This window comes from Pseudomonas sp. TWI923, from assembly GCF_039673365.1.
Classification (GTDB): Bacteria; Pseudomonadota; Gammaproteobacteria; order Pseudomonadales; family Pseudomonadaceae; genus Aquipseudomonas; species Aquipseudomonas sichuanensis.
Genome location: NZ_JBDJLM010000004.1, coordinates 158,235 through 176,576, shown reverse-complemented (window position 1 = coordinate 176,576; position 18,342 = coordinate 158,235). Strand labels below are relative to the sequence as shown.

13 protein-coding genes, 1 tRNA gene and 1 pseudogene are annotated in these 18,342 nt (G+C 66.1%); 10 read left to right on the top strand and 5 right to left on the bottom strand.

Going from position 1 to position 18,342, the window contains the following annotated elements; all coding sequences use genetic code 11:
- Positions 1–97 precede the first annotated feature (97 nt).
- Both ABE459_RS03555 and ABE459_RS03550 read left to right on the top strand, forming a co-directional pair.
- Positions 98–1,507: an amino acid permease gene (locus ABE459_RS03555; RefSeq protein WP_323833873.1), complete on the top strand. Its 1,410-nt coding sequence runs from the start codon at positions 98–100 to the stop codon at positions 1,505–1,507.
- 137 nt (positions 1,508–1,644) lie between these two features.
- The gene (locus tag ABE459_RS03550; RefSeq protein WP_323833875.1) at positions 1,645–3,534 is read left to right on the top strand and encodes a propionyl-CoA synthetase; all 1,890 of its coding nucleotides are present in this window, start codon (positions 1,645–1,647) and stop codon (positions 3,532–3,534) included.
- A 43-nt stretch (positions 3,535–3,577) separates the two neighbouring features.
- Here ABE459_RS03550 and zapE read toward each other — a convergent pair whose 3' ends face one another.
- Positions 3,578–4,651: a cell division protein ZapE gene (gene zapE, locus ABE459_RS03545; RefSeq protein ID WP_346647917.1), complete on the bottom strand. Its 1,074-nt coding sequence runs from the start codon at positions 4,649–4,651 to the stop codon at positions 3,578–3,580.
- Between the two features lie 432 nt (positions 4,652–5,083).
- Between zapE and ABE459_RS03540 the strand changes: the two genes are divergently transcribed.
- Positions 5,084–5,158: transfer RNA gene (locus ABE459_RS03540), tRNA-Gln, on the top strand.
- Positions 5,159–5,193: 35 nt separating this feature from the next.
- On the opposite strand, the pseudogene ABE459_RS03535 reads toward ABE459_RS03540, so the two are convergent.
- From ABE459_RS03535 to ABE459_RS03525, 3 genes and pseudogenes are all read right to left on the bottom strand, one after another.
- A pseudogene (locus ABE459_RS03535) lies at positions 5,194–7,602 on the bottom strand (response regulator).
- Between the two features lie 10 nt (positions 7,603–7,612).
- A complete protein-coding gene (locus tag ABE459_RS03530; protein WP_125463512.1) occupies positions 7,613–8,062 on the bottom strand; it encodes a response regulator in 450 nt (149 codons plus the stop codon).
- Between the two features lie 14 nt (positions 8,063–8,076).
- Positions 8,077–10,323, bottom strand: a complete 2,247-nt coding sequence (locus ABE459_RS03525) for an ATP-binding protein (RefSeq protein ID WP_323833704.1) — start codon at positions 10,321–10,323, stop codon at positions 8,077–8,079.
- 261 nt (positions 10,324–10,584) lie between these two features.
- Here ABE459_RS03525 and ABE459_RS03520 point away from each other — a divergent pair, with 261 nt between their 5' ends.
- The 7 genes from ABE459_RS03520 to ABE459_RS03490 all read left to right on the top strand — a co-directional run bounded on the left by ABE459_RS03520 (position 10,585) and on the right by ABE459_RS03490 (position 16,923).
- Positions 10,585–11,112: a spore coat U domain-containing protein gene (locus ABE459_RS03520; protein WP_323833725.1), complete on the top strand. Its 528-nt coding sequence runs from the start codon at positions 10,585–10,587 to the stop codon at positions 11,110–11,112.
- A 29-nt stretch (positions 11,113–11,141) separates the two neighbouring features.
- Complete coding sequence (locus ABE459_RS03515) at positions 11,142–11,675, top strand: spore coat U domain-containing protein (RefSeq protein WP_125466171.1); 534 nt, start codon at positions 11,142–11,144, stop codon at positions 11,673–11,675.
- 17 nt (positions 11,676–11,692) lie between these two features.
- Complete coding sequence (locus ABE459_RS03510; RefSeq protein WP_125463515.1) at positions 11,693–12,226, top strand: spore coat U domain-containing protein; 534 nt, start codon at positions 11,693–11,695, stop codon at positions 12,224–12,226.
- A 3-nt stretch (positions 12,227–12,229) separates the two neighbouring features.
- Positions 12,230–12,733, top strand: a complete 504-nt coding sequence (locus ABE459_RS03505) for a spore coat U domain-containing protein (RefSeq protein ID WP_323833706.1) — start codon at positions 12,230–12,232, stop codon at positions 12,731–12,733.
- A 79-nt stretch (positions 12,734–12,812) separates the two neighbouring features.
- Positions 12,813–13,550, top strand: a complete 738-nt coding sequence (locus ABE459_RS03500; protein WP_258706597.1) for a molecular chaperone — start codon at positions 12,813–12,815, stop codon at positions 13,548–13,550.
- A 68-nt stretch (positions 13,551–13,618) separates the two neighbouring features.
- On the top strand, positions 13,619–15,952 hold the full coding sequence (locus ABE459_RS03495) for a fimbria/pilus outer membrane usher protein (protein WP_346647918.1): 2,334 nt from the start codon (positions 13,619–13,621) through the stop codon (positions 15,950–15,952).
- Between the two features lie 38 nt (positions 15,953–15,990).
- Entirely contained in the window at positions 15,991–16,923 is a 933-nt protein-coding gene (locus ABE459_RS03490; RefSeq protein ID WP_258706599.1) for a spore coat U domain-containing protein, read from the top strand.
- A 108-nt stretch (positions 16,924–17,031) separates the two neighbouring features.
- On the opposite strand, the gene ABE459_RS03485 is transcribed toward ABE459_RS03490, so the two are convergent.
- The gene (locus tag ABE459_RS03485; protein ID WP_323833708.1) at positions 17,032–18,180 is read right to left on the bottom strand and encodes a M14-type cytosolic carboxypeptidase; all 1,149 of its coding nucleotides are present in this window, start codon (positions 18,178–18,180) and stop codon (positions 17,032–17,034) included.
- Between the last annotated feature and the right edge of the window lie 162 nt (positions 18,181–18,342).

Sequence of the window (18,342 nt, the reverse complement as noted above, 5' to 3'; positions counted from 1 at the left end):
GTGTGAACGTGGGAGCGGGCTTGCCCCGCGATGAGGGCGTTGAAGACACAAGAAATCCTGCCTCGAAAACACCAACAACAAACCCAGAGGTTTCCCCATGCAGCCTGATTCTTCGGCAGCCCCAAGCGGCCGCCACCTGCAACGCACCCTGAGCAACCGCCATATCCAGCTGATCGCCCTCGGTGGTGCCATCGGCACCGGCCTGTTCATGGGGTCGGGCAAGGTCATCGCCTTGTCCGGCACCTCGATCCTGCTGGTCTACATGATCATCGGTTTCTTCCTGTTCTTCGTCATGCGCGCCATGGGCGAGCTATTGCTGTCAGACCTCAACTTCAAGTCGTTCGCCGACTTCGCCGGCGCCTACATCGGCCCGCGCGCGGCGTTTTTCCTCGGCTGGTCGTACTGGCTCAGCTGGAGCGTGGCAGTGGTCGGCGATGCGGTGGTGGTCGGTGGCTTCTTCCAGTACTGGTTCCCCGGGGCGCCGGCCTGGGCGCCGGCGCTGGCGATGCTGGTCACCCTGTTCACCCTCAATGTGCTGACGGTGAAAGCCTTCGGCGAGGTCGAGTTCTGGTTCGCGATCATCAAGATCATCGCCGTGCTGGCACTGATCGCCGTGAGCCTGGTGCTGATTGCCACGGCGTTCGTGTCGCCCACCGGGGTGACCGCTTCGCTGTCGCACCTGGTGCAGCCGGAAGCGGCGTTTCCCCATGGGCTTACTGGCTTCTTCGCGGGCTTTCAGATTGCCATATTCTCGTTCGCCGGCACCGAGCTGATCGGCACCACCGCCGCCGAAACCCGCGACCCGCGGCGCAGCCTGCCCAAGGCGATCAACGCGATCCCGGTGCGCATCATCCTGTTCTATGTGGTAGCCCTGGCCTGCATCATTGCCGTGACCTCGTGGGCCAAGGTCGCGCCCAACCGCAGCCCCTTCGTCGAGCTGTTCCTGCTGGCCGGCTTCCCGGCGGCGGCGGGGATCGTCAACTTCGTGGTGCTGACCTCGGCCGCCTCTTCGGCCAACAGCGGCGTGTTCTCCACCAGCCGCATGCTGTTCGGCCTGGCCGAACGCAGCCAGGCGCCCGGTGTGTTCCGGCGCCTGTCGGGCAACAGCGTGCCGCTGGCCAGCCTGGGCTTCTCGTGCCTGTTGATGCTGCTGGGGGTGCTGCTGCTGTTCATCTTCCCCGAGGTGATGACGGTGTTCACCCTGGTGTCGAGCCTGTCGGCGGTGCTGGTGATCTACACCTGGTCGACCATCCTGGTGGCGTACCTGGGCTACCGCCGGCGCCACCTCGAGCGCCACGCCCGGGCCAGCTTCCGCCTGCCCGGCGGGGTGCCGATGGCCTGGCTGAGCCTGGCATTCCTGCTGTTCGTGCTGGTGCTGCTGGCACTGCAGCCGGACACCCGCATGGCGCTGTACGCAATGCCGCTGTGGTTCGCCGGCCTGGCCATCGCCTACCGGCGCCTGGCCGGGCGCGGGCAAAGCCTGCCAGCCACCCAGTCAGCCCCCTGAACCCTGGCGCCACGTGCCGGCGCAGCCTGCTGCAAATCTGCATAAGGGTTGCGACTTTAGTCCGGTGGCGGGCACGTGGCGCCGGTCCATACTCAAGGTTCGCCCTTCAATAACAACAAGTACCGGGTTGCGAACCAATGACCTATCAGCACAGTTACGCCCACTCCATCGCCGACCCCGCGGCCTTCTGGCAGGCCCAGGCCGACCAGCTGGCCTGGCAGCGCAAGCCAACCCTGACCCTGCAGCAGAACCCCGACGGCACCCACCGCTGGTTCGCCGACGGCCGCCTGAACAGCTGCCATCTGGCCCTCGACCATCAGATCGAGCTGGGCCGGGGCGAGCAGTTGGCGCTGATCTACGACTCGCCGGTGACCGGCGTGCAGCAGACCTACACCTACCTGCAACTGCGCGACGAAGTGGCGCGCCTGGCCGGCCTGCTGCGCACGCTTGGGGTGGGCAAGGGCGACGGGGTGATCATCTACATGCCGATGGTGCCGCAGGCGGCCATGGCCATGCTCGCCTGCGCACGCATTGGCGCGGTGCATTCGGTGGTGTTCGGCGGCTTTGCCGCCAACGAACTGGCACTGCGTATCGATGATGCCCGGCCGGTGCTGTTGCTCACCGCTTCCTGCGGGCTGGAGTTCGACCGGGTGATCGAATACAAGCCGCTGGTCGACCGTGCCCTGCAACTGGCCCGCCACCAACCGCGGCAGGTGCTGGTGCTGCAGCGCCAGCAGGCGCGTGCCGAGCTGCAGCCAGGGCGCGACCTGGACTGGCAGCAAGCGCTGGCCGGCGCAGAGCCGGTGGCCCCGGTCGAGCTGGACGCAGGCGATCCGCTGTACATCATGTATACCTCCGGCACCACCGGCAAACCCAAGGGTATCGTCCGGGAAAACGGCGGCAACGCCGTGGCCCTGTGCTACGCCATGCGCCACATCTATGGCATGCAGGCGGGCGATGTGTGGTGGGGGATTTCCGATGTGGGGTGGGTGGTCGGCCATTCGCTGATCGTCTACGGGCCCTTGATGAGTGGCTGCACCACGGTGTTCTACGAGGGCAAGCCGATCCGCACGCCCGATGCCTCGGCATACTGGCGCATCGTCGAGCAATACAAGGTCAACGCGCTGTTCTGCGCACCAACTGCCATGCGCGCGATTCGCAAGGAGGATCCGGAGGGCGAGTTGATCCGCCGTCACGACCTGGGCTCGTTGCGGCAACTGTTCCTGGCGGGCGAAAAGCTCGACTCCAGCACCCATGAATGGCTGGAGCGGGTCAGTGGCAAACCGGTGCATGACCACTGGTGGCAGACCGAGACCGGTTGGCCGGTCACCGCCCCCTGCGTGGGCCTTGAGGGCAGTGCGGCCCGGCCAGGCTCGAGCAATCGCGCGGTGCCGGGTTACCACGTGCAGGTGCTGGACGACGACGGCAAGCTGCTGGGGCCGAACCAGCAGGGCGCCATCGTCATCGCCTTGCCATTGCCGCCTGGCTGCAGCCAGACGCTGTGGGGCGACCACGAGCGCTATTTGCAGGCCTATCTGCACAACTATCCGGGGTATTACCACACCGGTGACGGTGGCTACCTGGATGACGACGGTTTCGTCTACATCATGGGCCGCACCGACGATGTGATTAACGTCTCGGGCCATCGCCTGTCGACCGGCGAGATGGAGGACCTGGTGGCCCGCCACCCGGCGGTGGCCGAATGCGCGGTGATCGGTGTGCACGACGAGATCAAGGGCCAGGTGCCGCTGGCGCTGGTGGTGCTCAAGGACGGGCAGGGCATCGGCGAGCTGCAGTTGCAGAGCGAGCTGGTGGCCAGTGTGCGCGAGCATATCGGTGCGCTGGCCTGTTTCAACCGGGTGCGCCTGGTCAAGCGCCTGCCCAAGACCCGCTCGGGCAAGATCCTGCGTGCGGTGCTGCGCAAGATTGCCGATGGGCAGGACTATGTGCCGCCTTCGACCCTGGATGATCCGGCGGTGTTGGGGGAGATCGAGGGGGTATTGGCGGATTTGCCAAGGGCGGGGTGAGCACCGAACTCTGCCGCCGCTTCTACACAAGCGAGGTGCCGGCTTAATCGGGCCCAACCTGATGCAACTGCCCCAGCCGGCTGCGCGTACGCATCAGGTCGGCAATCGCCCCGCCCAGGCTTTCCTGCAGGGCCCGCTGGCCGATCACCGTCAGCTGGCGGTCCTGGTCATACAGCACATCCACCAGGTTGACGAAGCGTTGCTGCGCCGCCAGCGAACATTCGGCCAGGTCGTCCAGCCCGTCGATGATCCATTGATCGTACTGCTCGGCCAGCGCCAGGTAGTCGATCACCGCGGTGGGCTGCTCGCACAACCCGCTGAAGCTGAACATTACCCGCCGGCCATCCACCGCCAGGGCACGCAATGGCCGGTTGTTGATCTGTAGCGTGGTCGGCTGCCGGGCGGGCAGGTCAAGGCCCTGGTGCTGCGCCGCATTCCCCGGCCAGACGTAACGCCCCTGGGTGAAGCACTGGTGCTCGCGGTTGGCCGGCAGGCTGCGAAAATCGGTATCGCCGCCCACTTCCAGCACCTGCATGCGGCTATTGATCAGGCGGATCACCGGCAGGAAGCGCTCGTGGTACAGCGGGTTGGGCAACAGCCCTTCGGGCGCGTAGTTGGAGGTCACCAGCAGGAAGATGCCGCGTTCGAACAGGGCGTTGAACAGCCGGGTCAGCAGCATGGCGTCGCCGATGTCGTGCACGTGGAATTCATCGAAGCACAGTACCTGCACGTCACCCAGCAATTCGTCGAGGGTCGCCCCCATGGCATCGTCCAGTGCCCGGTGGCGGTGCATGCCTTGGTGCAGGCGGGCGAAGAAATCGTGAAAGTGCAGGCGACGCTTCTGTGCCACCGGCACCGCCGCGAAGAAGTTGTCGAGCAGCCAGCTCTTGCCGCGGCCAACCGAGCCATGCAGGTACAGGCTGCGTGGCTGTCCGTCGCCCTGGGCCGCCAACTGCGTGGCCATGGCTTCGATCACCCGGCACTGGCCGTCGCTCAGGGTGTAGCCGCGTTCGGCGGCCTTGTCCCGGAAATGCGCCATCAGCGCGCCGGCCTGTGGCGCAGGGCCGCGCAGGCGTTGATTGAGTTGGCGCAGGGGGGCTGGAATCCAGGTGGACAACGGCATGCTCCTAGGCAGGGAAAGGGCAGGGCGCAGCGTGCGCGACGGGGATTCTGACCAATCGGGAATGTGCCCGGCAACCCCATTAAACGCGCTTGCACTTCCACTGTAGGAGCGGCCTTGTGCCGCGAAAGGGCCGCAGCGTGGCCCCGGCGATTTCTGCTTTCATGCTGAAATCCTGGGGCCGCGCTGCGGCCCTTTCGCGACACAAGGCCGCTCCTACAAGAAAACAGTTGCACCAACAACCGGCGGTGGATGGGCCAGGCAAAACGGGCGATTTTTACTAACCTGCTGTTTTCCAGCGTTTTTTTTCAAAAAAAGCTTCCCACCTGCAAACAACGCTGGTAAAGTGCCGACCATTCCCGAGCAGCAACAAGCTGAACGGTGAATGATCAGATCGACAGTGCATCAGTCACTTGTCATATCCGATACAGGGGCGTCGCCAAGCGGTAAGGCAGCAGGTTTTGATCCTGCCATGCGTTGGTTCGAATCCAGCCGCCCCTGCCATTTTCTCTATCTCTAAGCAGTATCTCGCCATCGCCTCAGGGCGATTTTTTCGTTTCTGTTCCCCGTTTTTTCAGCAGCTCGGCCAGTGCCAGGGCCAGCACGTGCTCGTGCACCGGTTTCTGGATCAACAGGCTGTTCGGCAGCTCCATGTTGTCCAGCTCGGCGTAGCCGGTGAGGAACACCACCGGCAGTTGCGGGAAATGCTCGCGGGCCGCCAGGGCCAGTTGCGCGCCATTGAATTCGGGCATGGCGAAGTCGGTGAGCAGCAGGTCGGTGCGCTCGTCGAGCTGGGCCAGGGCCTGTTCGCCGCTGTGCGCCTCGCGTACCTGGTAGCCCAGGCGGCGCAACAGGTCGCCGATCAGTTCACGTACCAGATGGTCGTCATCCACCAGCAGGATGTGGTGGTTGCCGCCGTCGGCCAGCTGGCTGCCAACCCTGGGCGGGGCTGGCAGCGTGGCGCTGGCCTGTGCCCGGACGGCGGGCAGGTACACGCTGACCTGAGTGCCGCGCCCGGGTGTAGTCTGCAGGCTCACGCCGCCTCCGGATTGCTTGGCGAAGCCAAACACCTGGGCCAGGCCCAGCCCCGAGCCCTTGCCGACGCCCTTGGTGGTAAAGAATGGCTCGAACACCTTGGCCGCGACCTCTTCGCTCATGCCGCAACCGGTGTCGCGAATGCTCAGCATCACGTACTCACCGGGCTCTGGGTCTTGCGGGTTGCGCGGCGGGGCACTGATACGGGTGTTGCGGGTGGCCAGGGTCAGTTGGCCGCCGCCGGGCATGGCATCGCGGGCGTTGATCGCCAGGTTGAGGATGGTCATCTCGGTCTGGGTCGGGTCGGTCAGCGCTTGCCACAGCTAGGTGTCCAGCTCCAGGCGTACCGAGACGCTGCCGCCCAGGGTGCGCCGCAGCAACTCCTCGAGTCCGGACAGGGTCCGGTTGAGGTTCAACGGCACGGGCTCCAGGCGCTGCTTGCGCGAGAAGGCCAGCAGTTGCGCGGTCAGCTTGGCGCCGCGCTCGCCGGCCTCGCGAATGTTCTGCAGGCGCTTGGCGGCCTTGTCCAGCCGGCCGTTGTCCAGCTCGTTCTGGAGGAAACTGGCGCCCGTGAGAATTACCGTCAGCAGGTTGTTGAAGTCGTGGGCCACCCCGGCGGTGAGCTGGCCAACCGCTTCCAGCCGTTGCATCTGTTGCAGCGCGGCCTCGACGCGCTCACGCTCGGCGATTTGCTCACGTAGGCGTTCGTTGGCCTTGGCCAGGTCCAGGGCGGCTTCGCGCTCGCTGCTGATGTCGCGGGCTACCACGTGCAACAGCGTGTCGTCCGCTACCACCACCCAGGACAACCAGCGCTGCTGGCCGCTGGCGTGCAGGATGCGGCCGATGAAACGTGCGCTGCTGTGGCCGAGCGACAAGGCGGCGAGCTGCGTGAGCAAGGCGTCCTGATCATCCTCGGGCAGCAACTGCAGCAGCGAGATCTGCCCCAGGCGTTCACGGCTGAAGCCCAGGCAGGCCTCCCAGGCCGGATTCAGCGCCACGGGAGTGAGGTCCTTGTTCAGTACCGCCAGCAAGTCCTGGGACAGCTCCCAGGCGCGGTCGCGTTCGCGGGTGCGGCGCTCGACGCGCTCACCGAGCATTTCATTGAGTTGCTCCAGGGCACGGGTGGCCTGGCGCTGGCTGTGGATGTCCTGCAGCACCCCGGAAAACCGCACGCAGCGGCCCTCGCTGAACTGGGTCTGGCCGCTGGACAGCAGCCAGCGTGGCTCCGGGCTGCCGGCCTGGGCAATGCGGAACTCCACCCGGTAACTGCCATCACTGTCCGGGTGCATGGCTTGCTCGACCGCCTCACGCACCCGCGGCAGGTCATCGGGGTAAATGCCGGCATAGAACAGGTCAAGGCTCATTGTGGCGTCGAGCGGCAGGCCGAACAGCAACTTGCAGCGTTCATCCCAGCGCATCAGGCCGTCTTGCGGGTGGTAGTCCCAGGTACCCATGCCAGCGGCATCGATGGCGATACGCGCGCGCGCCTCGACATCCGCCAGGGCTTGTTCGGCCTGGCGCCGGCGCTGACGCTCCTGCACTTCGCCCAAGGCCCGGCGCACGGCCTTGGGCAGCAGTGTCAGGTTCTTTTTCAGCACATAGTCGGTGGCGCCCAGGCGGATCATCTCTACCGCGTGTTCTTCGCCGTAGATTCCGGACAGGAAGATGAACGGTACGTCCGGTGCCAGGCGCTGGGCCGTGGCCAGCACGTCGGCGCCGGACGAACCCGGCAGCACGCAGTCGCAGAGGATCAGGTCGAAGCGGCCCTCACGCAGAGCCTGCTCGGCACCGACATGCTCGAACACCTGCGTTGGCTGCACCTGCAGCCCGCTGCGCTCCAGGCGTATCAGGATCAGCTCGGCATCCATGCTGCTGTCTTCGACCATCAGCAGTTTCAACGGTGTTTGTTGCATCGTGCCGGCCTCAGTGGTCCAGGTGCTTCGCGCCGGGCGCGGGTTCGTCGAGCAGTGCCCGGAACACCTCGAGGCCGGCGATCGCGCTGACGAAGTCCTTGAACTCCACGGGCTTGACCAGATAAGCGCTGACGCCCAGTTCATGGGCGCGCTGCAGATCGGGCTGCTCCTGGGACGAGGTCAGCATGACGATCGCGATACTGCGCAGCTGCGGGTGGGCGCGCACCTGCGCCAGCACCTGCAGGCCATCGACCTTGGGCAGTTTGAGGTCGAGCAGCATAGCGGCCGGGTTGCCCTCGGCACGCCCGGCGTAAGTGTTGCGCCGCAACAGGTAGTCCAGGGCATCGGCACCGTCGCGCAGCACGATCACCTCGTTGGCCAGCTGGCTGCGCTCCAGTGCCAGCAGGGTCAGCTCCAGGTCCCTGGGGTTGTCTTCGACCAGCAGGATGGGCTTGAGCATGATCGTCAGCGGCCTCAGGCAGTCGTCGGTTGGTGGGGCAGGGTGAAGTGGAAGCTGGCGCCCTGGTCGGGCTGGCCGTTGGCCCACACCCGGCCATCGTGGCGCTCGATGATTCGCCGCACGCTGGCCAGGCCGATCCCGGTGCCTTCGAACTCCTCCATGCGGTGCAGGCGCTGGAACACGCCGAACAGCTTGTCGACGTAGGCCATGTCGAAGCCTACCCCGTTATCGCGCACGTACACCTCGGTTTCGTGGCGGTGGCGCACGGCGCCGATCTCGATATGGGCGGATTCGCGGCCACGGCTGTACTTGATGGCGTTGGCGATCAGGTTGTGCAGGACCATGTTGATGAACGCAGGGTCGGCGATCACCTTGGGCAGCGGCGCCACCGCCCAGGTGATCGTCCGCCCGGCGTAGTCCGGTGCCAGCTCCGTGCGGATCACCTCGACCAGCGCATTCAAGTCGACATCGCACAGACGCAGCGCCGAGCGGCCCATCTGCGAGAAGTTGAGCAGGTTGTCGACCAGGGTGCCGGCAAATTGCGCGGCTTCCTCGATATGGCCGAGGAAGCGTTTGCCACGCTCGGTCAACTGACCGCCTTCGATCTCGCCCAACAACTCGCTGTAGCCGGCGATATGCCGCAACGGTGCGCGCAAGTCATGGGACACGCTGTAGGAGAACGCCTCGAGTTCCTGGTTCGAACGCTTCAGCTCGCCCGCCAGTTGCGCCAGCTCCTCGGCCTTGCGCAGGACAATGCCCAGCACCGCGCCGCGCAGTTCGGTCACGCCTTCGATGATCAGTGGGTCCCAGGCGGCACTGAAGTCACGGACCTCCTGCTGCCAGCAGTCGAAACTGTGCCGCGGGTTGAGGTTGCCCAGCGGGCCTGCCTGTTTATCCGGGCGCCCGGCCCAGTTCACCGTGTGTGCCTGTTCGGGGCGGAACCACAGCAGGTAGTGCGAATGCAGCTGCGAGATGGCCACCGCCAGCACGCCGGCGGCATGCTCGGCCAGCTCTGGGAGCCCCTCGACGTCGCGGCGTGCGTTGTCGGTGTGGAACAGCGTCTCGTCGCCACGCTCGGCCAGCCAGCGCACCAGGGCGTTGACCTGCGCCGCCGGTGGCGTTTTGCCAATCAGGTCGCAGCGCTCGGCGCTGATGATCGCCGCGCCCGAGGCCCCGGCAAACTGCAGCATCACCTCGGGCAGGGCCAGCAAGCCTGCGCTGACGCTGTCGTGGTCGGCCATCGACGCAAGCATGCGCACGATGTGCTGGCGCAGGTCGAGCAGCCGACGCGTGCTGGCATGCTTTTCGTGGGCTTCGATCTGCAGCGACAGCACATTGGCCAGCAGCTCGCAGGCGGTGCGGGTCTGGAAGCCTACTGCGCGGGGTTGGTCGTGGTGGCAGGAGATCAGCCCCCAGAGCTGGCCATCGACCACGATCGACAGCGACATCGAGGCCTGGGTGCCCATGTTGCGCATGTACTGCAGGTGCACCGGCGAGACGCTGCGCAATGCCGCGAAGCTCATGTCCAGGGCCCTGCCGGTGCGCGGGTTGGCGGCAGGCAGCAGCGGGGAGGGCTGGTAGTCGGCGTCCTCGATCACCCGGATGCGGTTGATGCGGTACAGCTCGCGGGCCTGGCGCGGGATGTCCGAGGCCGGGAAGCACAGGCCCAGATAGCGCGGGTAGCCGGGGTCGGCGTCTTCGGCGAGCACCGTGCCGATGCCCTGGGCATCGAAACGGTAGGCCTTGACCCGGCCGAAGCCGGTGATGCGCTTGATCTGCCGCACCGATCGCTGCAGCAGTTCTTCGATGCTGGTGGCCTGGTGCAGGGTGCTGATGAAGGCACGTACCAGCGGGTAGTAGTCGCCTTGCTGGGCATCCGTTTCGCGACAGGTTTCGAATTCGAGGATGAGTACCTGGTCGTGGCGGTGGGCCAGTATCCGCAGTGTGGCCTGGCAGGGCGCTTGCGCGTGCAGGCGCACATCACCGACATGAAAGGGGAAGACCTCGTCGACGGGCAGGCGGCCCAGCTGGCCACGCAGGTCGAAGGTACTCTCGAGCAGCGCAGGCAGGGCCTGGCCAAGCAGCTCGCTGGCTGACGTGCCCAGCCATTGGTCGATGTTTTCGCTGGCCTGCAGGATGCGCAGGTCATGTTCGTCCAGTACCAGCAGAAAGCCTTGGGGCTGGATGCTGCCAGGCACCTGGATCGGCTCCTCGGCGCAACGCTCGATGGCTTGGTCGAGCGGGTTGGCGGTAGTGCTCAAAGTTATCTCCTGCTGGTTCCGTCCATGCATGAGGCATGACGGTAACAGAAGGCTGGCTGTTTTTGTCGGAACAAGGTGTTTTGGGGTGTGGGATGTATTGATGCCCCCCGGCGTTCAAGGTGAATTTCCGCAGAGGTTGTTGCGTGTTTCCCGCGCGTTGCCAGCCCTTTTCATTAATGCCAAAGAGGGGGATCCCACGGCTGTTCGGATCCGATCGCGCTGCTACGCTCAAGCTCAACCCTTCCAGACAAGGATCGACAGCTGATGCAACGCTTGATGGCCGCGCTGTTGGGCCTGTGGTTGAGCGGCAGTGCCGTGGCTGCAGAGTTTCTCGTGGACGTGCAGGTGCGCGTGCAACGCGGCTGCATGCTGGTCGGCCAGCAGCGCGAGGCAGGTGCCCAGGCCCTCGGGGTGATCGACCTGGGCAGCGCAGCCCGGCTGGACGGGCCGGGCGCGCCCTTGAGTGGCGCATTGTTCAGCCAGCGTCCGCCGCGCCTGGAGTGCAACCCCGATACCCCTTATCAAGTGCGCGTCGATGGCGGCCAGCATGGCGGCATCGGTGCGCTGCGTTACCTGGCCAGCGACGACCGCCAGGGCAAGCCGATCCCTTACCGCCTGTTCCGCGACGCTGCCTGGCGCGAGCCGCTCGAGGTGGGGGTGGCGCAGTCGGCGCGGGTGCCGGGCAGCGGTTCGGTGGAGCTGCCCCTGTTTGCGCGGATCGACACCCTGGCCTGGGTGCCACGCGCTGGCCTGTACACCGACCTGCTCAAAGTCACGGTCACCTGGTGAGGAGACACGCCACCATGCACAAGGACGCGCTGCAACGCACTTCGCTACTGCTGCTCACCCTCGGCCCGCTGTTGCTGCCCAGTGGCGCCGCCCATGGCACCAGCACCGGCTTCATCCAGGCCCGCCTGGTGATCAGTGCGGCCTGCCAGATCGACAGCGGCCAGCAGCCGGCGTCGCTGGGCAACCCCGGGCTGATCGACTTCGGCGCCCGCGGCCCGACCTGGGACCAGGCGCTGACCAGTCGGGTGGACGAGGCGGGCGGCGAGGGCAGCCTGCAGATCAGTTGCTCGCCGCAGGTGCGTGCCTTCAGCGTGCGGATCAATGGCGGGCTCAATGGCAGCGACGGCGTGCGCCGGCTGAGCAATGGCCGTGAACTGATCCCCTACCAACTGGCGGTCGACCCAAGCGGCAACGGCCGCTATGTGGTCGGCCAGGCCCGTACCTTCACCATCAGCGGCACGCAGCAGGTGCCCGTGCCTATCTACGGCGTGGTGGTCGCGCAACCGCGCGCGCTGCCTGCCGGGCTGTATCGCGACACCCTCAGGGTGACACTGGACTGGTAACACGCAAGGAGACCCTCATGCCCAAGCACATGACCCGCTGCATCCTCGTCGGCCTTGGCCTGGCGCTGACAGCCCAGGCCCAGGCGGCCACGGTTACCGGCACCATCAACTCGACCCTGACGCTGACCGCTGCCTGCCAGGTCAACGGCACTGGCGGCACTTCGGGGCTGAACTTCGGCAACCTCAATTTCGGCACCCAGGATTCGCTGTTCACCACGGCCAACGGGCAAGTGCTCGGTGGCGGCGGCGGCGCCATGAGCATCCTCTGCTCGTCGGGCACGATACCGGTGATCAAGGTGCGCGGCGGCTCCCATGATGGGCAGTCAGCCGGTGGTACCCGCGCGCTGGCCGATGGCTCCGGCAACTTCGTGCCCTATGACTTCTACACCGACGCCGGGCATACGACCCTGCTGGCCATCGACGGCACCATCACCCTGCCGACCAGCACCGGCGTGGCGCAGACCGTCAACCTGTATGGCCAGGCGCGCGGCAAGGCGGGCCTGCCGGCCGGGGTGTACACCGACACGGTGGCGGTCGAGCTGAGCTTCTGAGCCATGCCTGGCGCATGGCGGCTGCCGGGTGTCGGGCTGGGCCTGCTGCTGGCGCAAGGCGCGCTGGCCGCGACCGGCAGCACCTTCCAGGTGAGCGCGCAGATCGTTGCCGGCTGCCTGGTGGTTGGCGGGGTGACTACCTATGGCGTGCTGGACTTCGGCACCAGTTCGGCATTGTCCACTGCCACCTTGAGCACTTCGCTCGGCGGCACCACGGTGACCTTCCAGTGCACCCCCGGGGTGGCCATGAGCATGAGCCTGGACGGCGGCCAGAACAGCGCCAGCGGCACCCGCAACCTCAAGCGCAGCGGCGGCAGCCAGCTGCTGGCCTACCAGCTGTACCGCGACGCCGCCTTCAGCCAGAGCCTGGCCATCGGCAGCAGCGTCACCGTGAGCTACAGCGACCCGACCGCGATCAAGTTGCCGGTCTACGGCCGTACTGCCTTGCCCGGCACCCTGCCGGCGGGGACCTATACCGATGTGGTGCAAGTGACGGTGAGCTGGTGAAGCCGGCGCTGTGAACCATTGGATGCAGAAGGAGAGGGGCATGGGGGCAAGCGCGAAACTGGCGCAAACGCTATTCGGGATGTTGCTGCTGGCCGGTACCCAGGCCATGGCGGCGACGTCGGTGCTGATCTGGCCGATCGACCCGGTGCTGGAGGCCGAGCAGAAGGCTGGCGCGCTGTGGCTGGAAAACCGTGGCACGGCGCCGGCCAGCCTGCAGGTGCGGGTATTCGCCTGGCGCCAGGGGGAGTACCAGGAGCAGTTCCAGGCCCAGCGCGAAATCATCGGCAGCCCGCCGGTGGCCAACATCGCGCCGGGGCAGAAGCAGCTGATTCGCCTGACCCGCACCGGCAGTTCGCCGGTCGGCCAGGAGCAGGCCTACCGCATCATCATCGACGAAATCCCGTCGCCGATGCCGGCCGACACCGCCAGCGACGGGCCGAAGGCGGCAATCCGCCTGCAGATGCGCTATTCGGTGCCGTTGTTCGTCTATGGCGAAGGGTTGTGGGGCAAGCCCGACCCGGACGGCAAGCGCAGTGCCGAGGGCGTGGGCAAGCCGCAACTGAGCTGGCGCGCGGTGACGGTGCAGGGCAAGCCCTATGTCGAACTGCGCAACACCGGCCCGGTGCACGCCCGGCTCACCGATGTGGTGTTGCAGCAAGGCGGGCAAGACAAACCCCTGGTCGAGGGGCTGCTGGGGTATGTGCTGCCGGGTGCGAGCATGCGCTGGCCGGTGCCGGCCGCACCCGGTGCGGCCAGTGTGCTCAAGGGGCGGGTCAACGGTCAGGAGGTTGCGCAAGCCATCCGGCAAGGGCAGTGACGCGGCATTGAACGAACGACAGGGGCCAGGGAGGACCCGACAATGGTTGGACATCGTGCGTGAGTTGGGTGCGGGTGGCAGCGCACCGTGTGTGGCTGGGCCTGGCGGTACTGGTGCCCGGTGTGGGCGTGGCCGACGAATTGCCGCCGCCACCCACCGAGCAGGCCGCCATCACCGATGCCACGCTGTACCTCGACCTGTTGGTGAACCAGGTGGGCAAGGCTGAGCTGGTGCCGGTGCAGCAGCGCGCCGGGCGCCTGTACCTGGACAGCGAGGTGTTGCGCGCGGCCGGCATCAAGCTGCCCGGCGAGCCCCAGGGCGAGGTGGCGCTGGACGCCATTGCCGGCTTGCACACCGACTACGACAGCCAGAACCAGCGCTTGCTGCTGCAGGTGCCAGCGGCCTGGCTGCCCGACCAGCAGGTGGGCGGGCGCAGCCTGTACCCGGCCAGCGATACCCGCACCAGCTTCGGTGCCTTGTTCAACTACGATGCCTACCTCAACGACACCGATGACGGTGGCACTTATCTGGCCGCCTGGAACGAGCTGCGCCTGTTCGACGATTGGGGCACGTTGTCCACCACCGGGCAGTGGCGTCAGGCGTTCAACGGTGCGCAAAGCGATACCCGCCAGGGTTTTTTGCGCTACGACACCACCTTCCGCTACACCGACGAGCAGCGGCTGCTGACCTATGAAGCCGGCGACCTGGTCACTGGCGCCTTGCCCTGGAGCACCTCGGTGCGTATCGGTGGCTTGCAGTTGTCCCGCGACTTCGGGGCGCGTCCCGACCTGGTCACCTACCCGCTGCCGGCTTTTGCCGGTGAGGCGGCGGTGCCCACCTCGCTGGACCTGTTCATCAACGGCTACAAGAGCAGTACCACCGAGCTGCAGCCGGGCCCTTACACCCTGACCAATGTGCCGTTCATCAACGGCGCCGGCGAGGCGGTGGTGGTGACTACCGATGCCCTGGGCCGGCAGGTATCGACCACCTTGCCGTTCTATGTCACCAGCAGCCTGTTGGCCAAAGGCCTGACCGATTACTCGGTGGCCGCCGGCAGCCTGCGCCGCGATTACGCCGTCCGCGATTTTGCCTATGGGCCGGGCGTCGCCTCGGCGAGCCTGCGCCATGGCCTGTCTGACTACTTCACCGTCGAGACCCATGCCGAAACCGCCGCGTCGATGATGCTTGCCGGCCTGGGCGGCAACCTGCAACTGGGCACCTTCGGGGTACTCAACGCCGCCGTGGCCCAGAGCCGTTTCGACGGTGACACTGGCCAGCAGGTGGCGCTGGGCTACCAGTACAACAGCCGCCGGCTGGGCTTCAACTACCAGCGCATCGAGCGCCATGGCGACTACGCCGACCTGTCGCTGGTGGACAACCCCTACACCCGGCTGAGCCGACGCAGCGAACAGGCCACCGTGAGCCTCAACCTGGACAGCTACGGCAGCCTGGGCGCCGGCTATTTCGACATACGTGCCGGTGATGGCACGCGCACCCGGCTGATCAACCTGAGCTGGAGCAAGCCGTTGTGGGGTAACAGCAGCCTGTACCTGTCGGCCAACCGCGATGTCGGCGACAGCCAGTGGGCGGTGCAGGCGCAACTGGTGATCCCCTTCGACCTGCACGGCACCCTGGCCTTCAGCGCCGAGCGCAGCAAGGACGGCCAGGACCTGCAACGGGTCAACTACAGCCACGCGGTGCCGGTGGGCGGCGGCGTCGGCTACAACCTCGGCTATGCCACGGGCGGTACCAGCGGTGACTATCGTCAGGCCGACCTGACCTGGCGGCTGCAGTCGGTGCAGTTGCAGGCCGGGCTGTATGGCAACCCCGAGCAGATGACCCGTTGGGCTGACGCCAGCGGCTCGGTGGTGCTGATGGATGCCGGGCTGTTCGCCGCCAACCGCATCGACGACGCATTCGTGGTGGTCAGCACCAACGGTTATGCCGATGTGCCGGTGCGTTACGAAAACCAGGAAATTGGCCGAACCGACCGCAACGGCCACTTGCTGGTGCCTTACAGCAGCGGCTACTACCGCGGCAAATACGAGATCGACCCGATGGAGCTGCCGGCCGATGTGCTGGCGCCGGAGGTGGAGCAACGCGTGGCGGTGCGCCGCGGCAGCGGCTACCTGCTGGAGTTCCCGCTCAAGCGCGTGCTGGCGGCGAGCCTGGTGCTGGTCGACGGCAACCAGCAGGAACTCAAGCTGGGCAGCCGGGTGTTGCACCGGGAAAGTGGCGCCGAAGCGGTGGTGGGCTGGGATGGCCTGGTGTACCTGGAGAACCTGTCGCCGAGCAATCATCTGCAGGTGAGCAAGGCCGATGGCGGGCAATGCCAGGTCGCGTTCGAACTGCCCGACGGGGAGGGGCCGATCCCGCTGATCGGCCCGCTGGTGTGCCAGTGAGGGCGGCGGCGCGTTGCCTGTGGTTGCTGGCCGGTTGGATGCTGCCGGGCGCGGCCTGGGCCCTGTGCTCCTCGGTGGCGACGGCGCCGGCGGCGTTCGGCACGATCAATTCGACCCTGGTGCGCACCACGATACAGAGCGCTTCATCCAGCAACGCCGGGTTGCAGTGCACCGGCTCGTTGCTGTCGCTGCTGGCTACCAACGATCACTTCTATGCCACCATCACCTCCAGCACCAGCGGGCTGGTAGGGCCGACGGGCGACGTGATCCCCTACACGCTGTATGCCAACGCCACCACGAGCTACCCGATCAGCCGTGGTGTGCAGTTCGATTTCGCCCGTAACGGCATCATCGACGCCTTGGGGCTGCTCAATGGCACCACGCCCAAGAGCGTGCCGCTGTACCTCAAAACCGTGATCGGCGCCAACGTGGCGGCAGGCTTGTATCAGGAAACGCTGAACATCGCCTGGAGCTGGAACTACTGCGCGGGCGTCGGCGCCTTGGGCGCCTGTGTGCTGGGGCGCGATATTGGCAGCGGCAACCAGACCCTCACCGTCACCCTCACGGTCAGCAACGACTGCCAGATCACCAGCCCCAACATCAGCTTCGCCAGCGCGCCGGTGGTGGCCGGGTTCGGCACGGTGAACCAGAGCATCGGCCTGTCGTGCACCAAGGGCAGCAGCTACACGGTGGGGCTGGATGACGGGCAGAACGTGGCGGGCGGGCGGCGGCGGATGAAATCCAGCGCCGGCAACTACCTGGCCTACGACATCTTCAAAAGTGGTGGCAGCGTGCGCTGGGGGGTACTGTCGTCGGCGCGGCGCTCGAGCAGCGATGCCGATGTGAATCCCGGCAATGGCACCGGCACGGGCAGCCAGACGTTCAACTACAACGCCAAGGTGTATACCGACCAGGCCACGCCGCCGGCGGGGAGCTATCTCGACAATGTGATCCTGGATGTGCAGTTCTGAGCTGGCCGGGGGGCCTGGGAGCGGCGGTGCGCCGCTGCGACTTGCCCCGCGATTGGCTTCAGATCAATTCCGACGCCAATCGCGGGGCAAGCCCGCTCCCACGGTGGTTCAGCGCAGATCGTCGACCATCTTCAGCAACGTCTCCAGCACCGCGCCCGCCAGTGCCTTCGACCGCTCGCCGGACCAGCCGGTACGCGGATTCGGCGCATCGTCGTGGTCCTTGAACGGCATCTCCAGGGTCAGCGACAGGCAGTCATGGGCTTGGCCCACGGCGTTGCAAGCCAAGGTCATGTTGGCCTGGCCGGGTTCGTCGCGGGTGTAGCCGTACTTGGTTTGGAAGTCCGGCGTCAGGCTGCACAGCGTGCTGCGGAACTGCTCTTCCAGTTTGGCGATACGCGGCGTGTAACCCGGGTTGCCCTCGCAGGCAGCGGTGAATACGTGGGGGATTTCCTCGTCGCCATGGGCATCGACGAAGGCGTCCACGCCATGCAGTTTCATCTGGCTCTGGGCGAAGAACACCTCGGGGCTCAGTTCGACACTGGCGTCCTGCCAGGCGCGGTTGAGGTCTTTGCCCTTGAAGTTGGTGCGCAGGTGGCCGAGGAAGGCGCCGTCCGGGTTCATGTTGGGGATCAGGTACAGGTCGGCCTTGGTCAGCAATTGCTGGATGACTTCATCGTTGGCCTGCAGGCGATCGATCACGCCTTCCATGAACCATTCGGCCATGTGCTCGCCTGGGTGCTGCTGGGCGATGATCCACAGCTTGCGCTTGCCGACGGCGCCGTCGCCTGCCCGCAGCAGCGGGATGTCACGGCCCTGCACGCTGCGCCCGTTGGCCAGCAGCGTTACGCCGGGGATCTGCCGGGCACGTTCGATCAGTTGGTTGTGGCGGGCGCGGGTGTAGGGTTCGAAGTAGGCGAACCACACCTGACTTTGCTCGGCCTTCAATTCGAAGCTCAGTGCCTTGCCGTCAAACTGGCTGGGTACGCGGAACCAGGTCTGCTGGTCGTAGGAGGCCACGGCGTGGTAACCGGTCCAGGCATTCTTGTAGGAGGACTCGGCAGCGTTATCCAGGCTGAAGCGATGGACCTGGCCAGGGGTGAGGCCGCTGACCTTGAAGTGGAACCACTGGAAGTGGCCACTGTTGGTGTCCGGGCGAATGTTCAGGTGGACCTGCGCGGGGTTGCTGGCGTCCAGCACCAGGATGTTGCCGGAGTCGAAGTCGCAGTCGATCTGCAGCGGGGACAGCGTCACGGTCATTGCCAGGCTCCTGTCTTGGCGTTGTTGTGACGGTACTGTACACCGCATGGTGGCGGGATTGTGCAGCGAATGCTCTCACGGGCTGACGCGATCCCTGTGTAGGAGCGGCCTTGTGTCGCGATAGGGGCGCGTAGCGCCCTCAGCAATCTACGCGGGGACGCT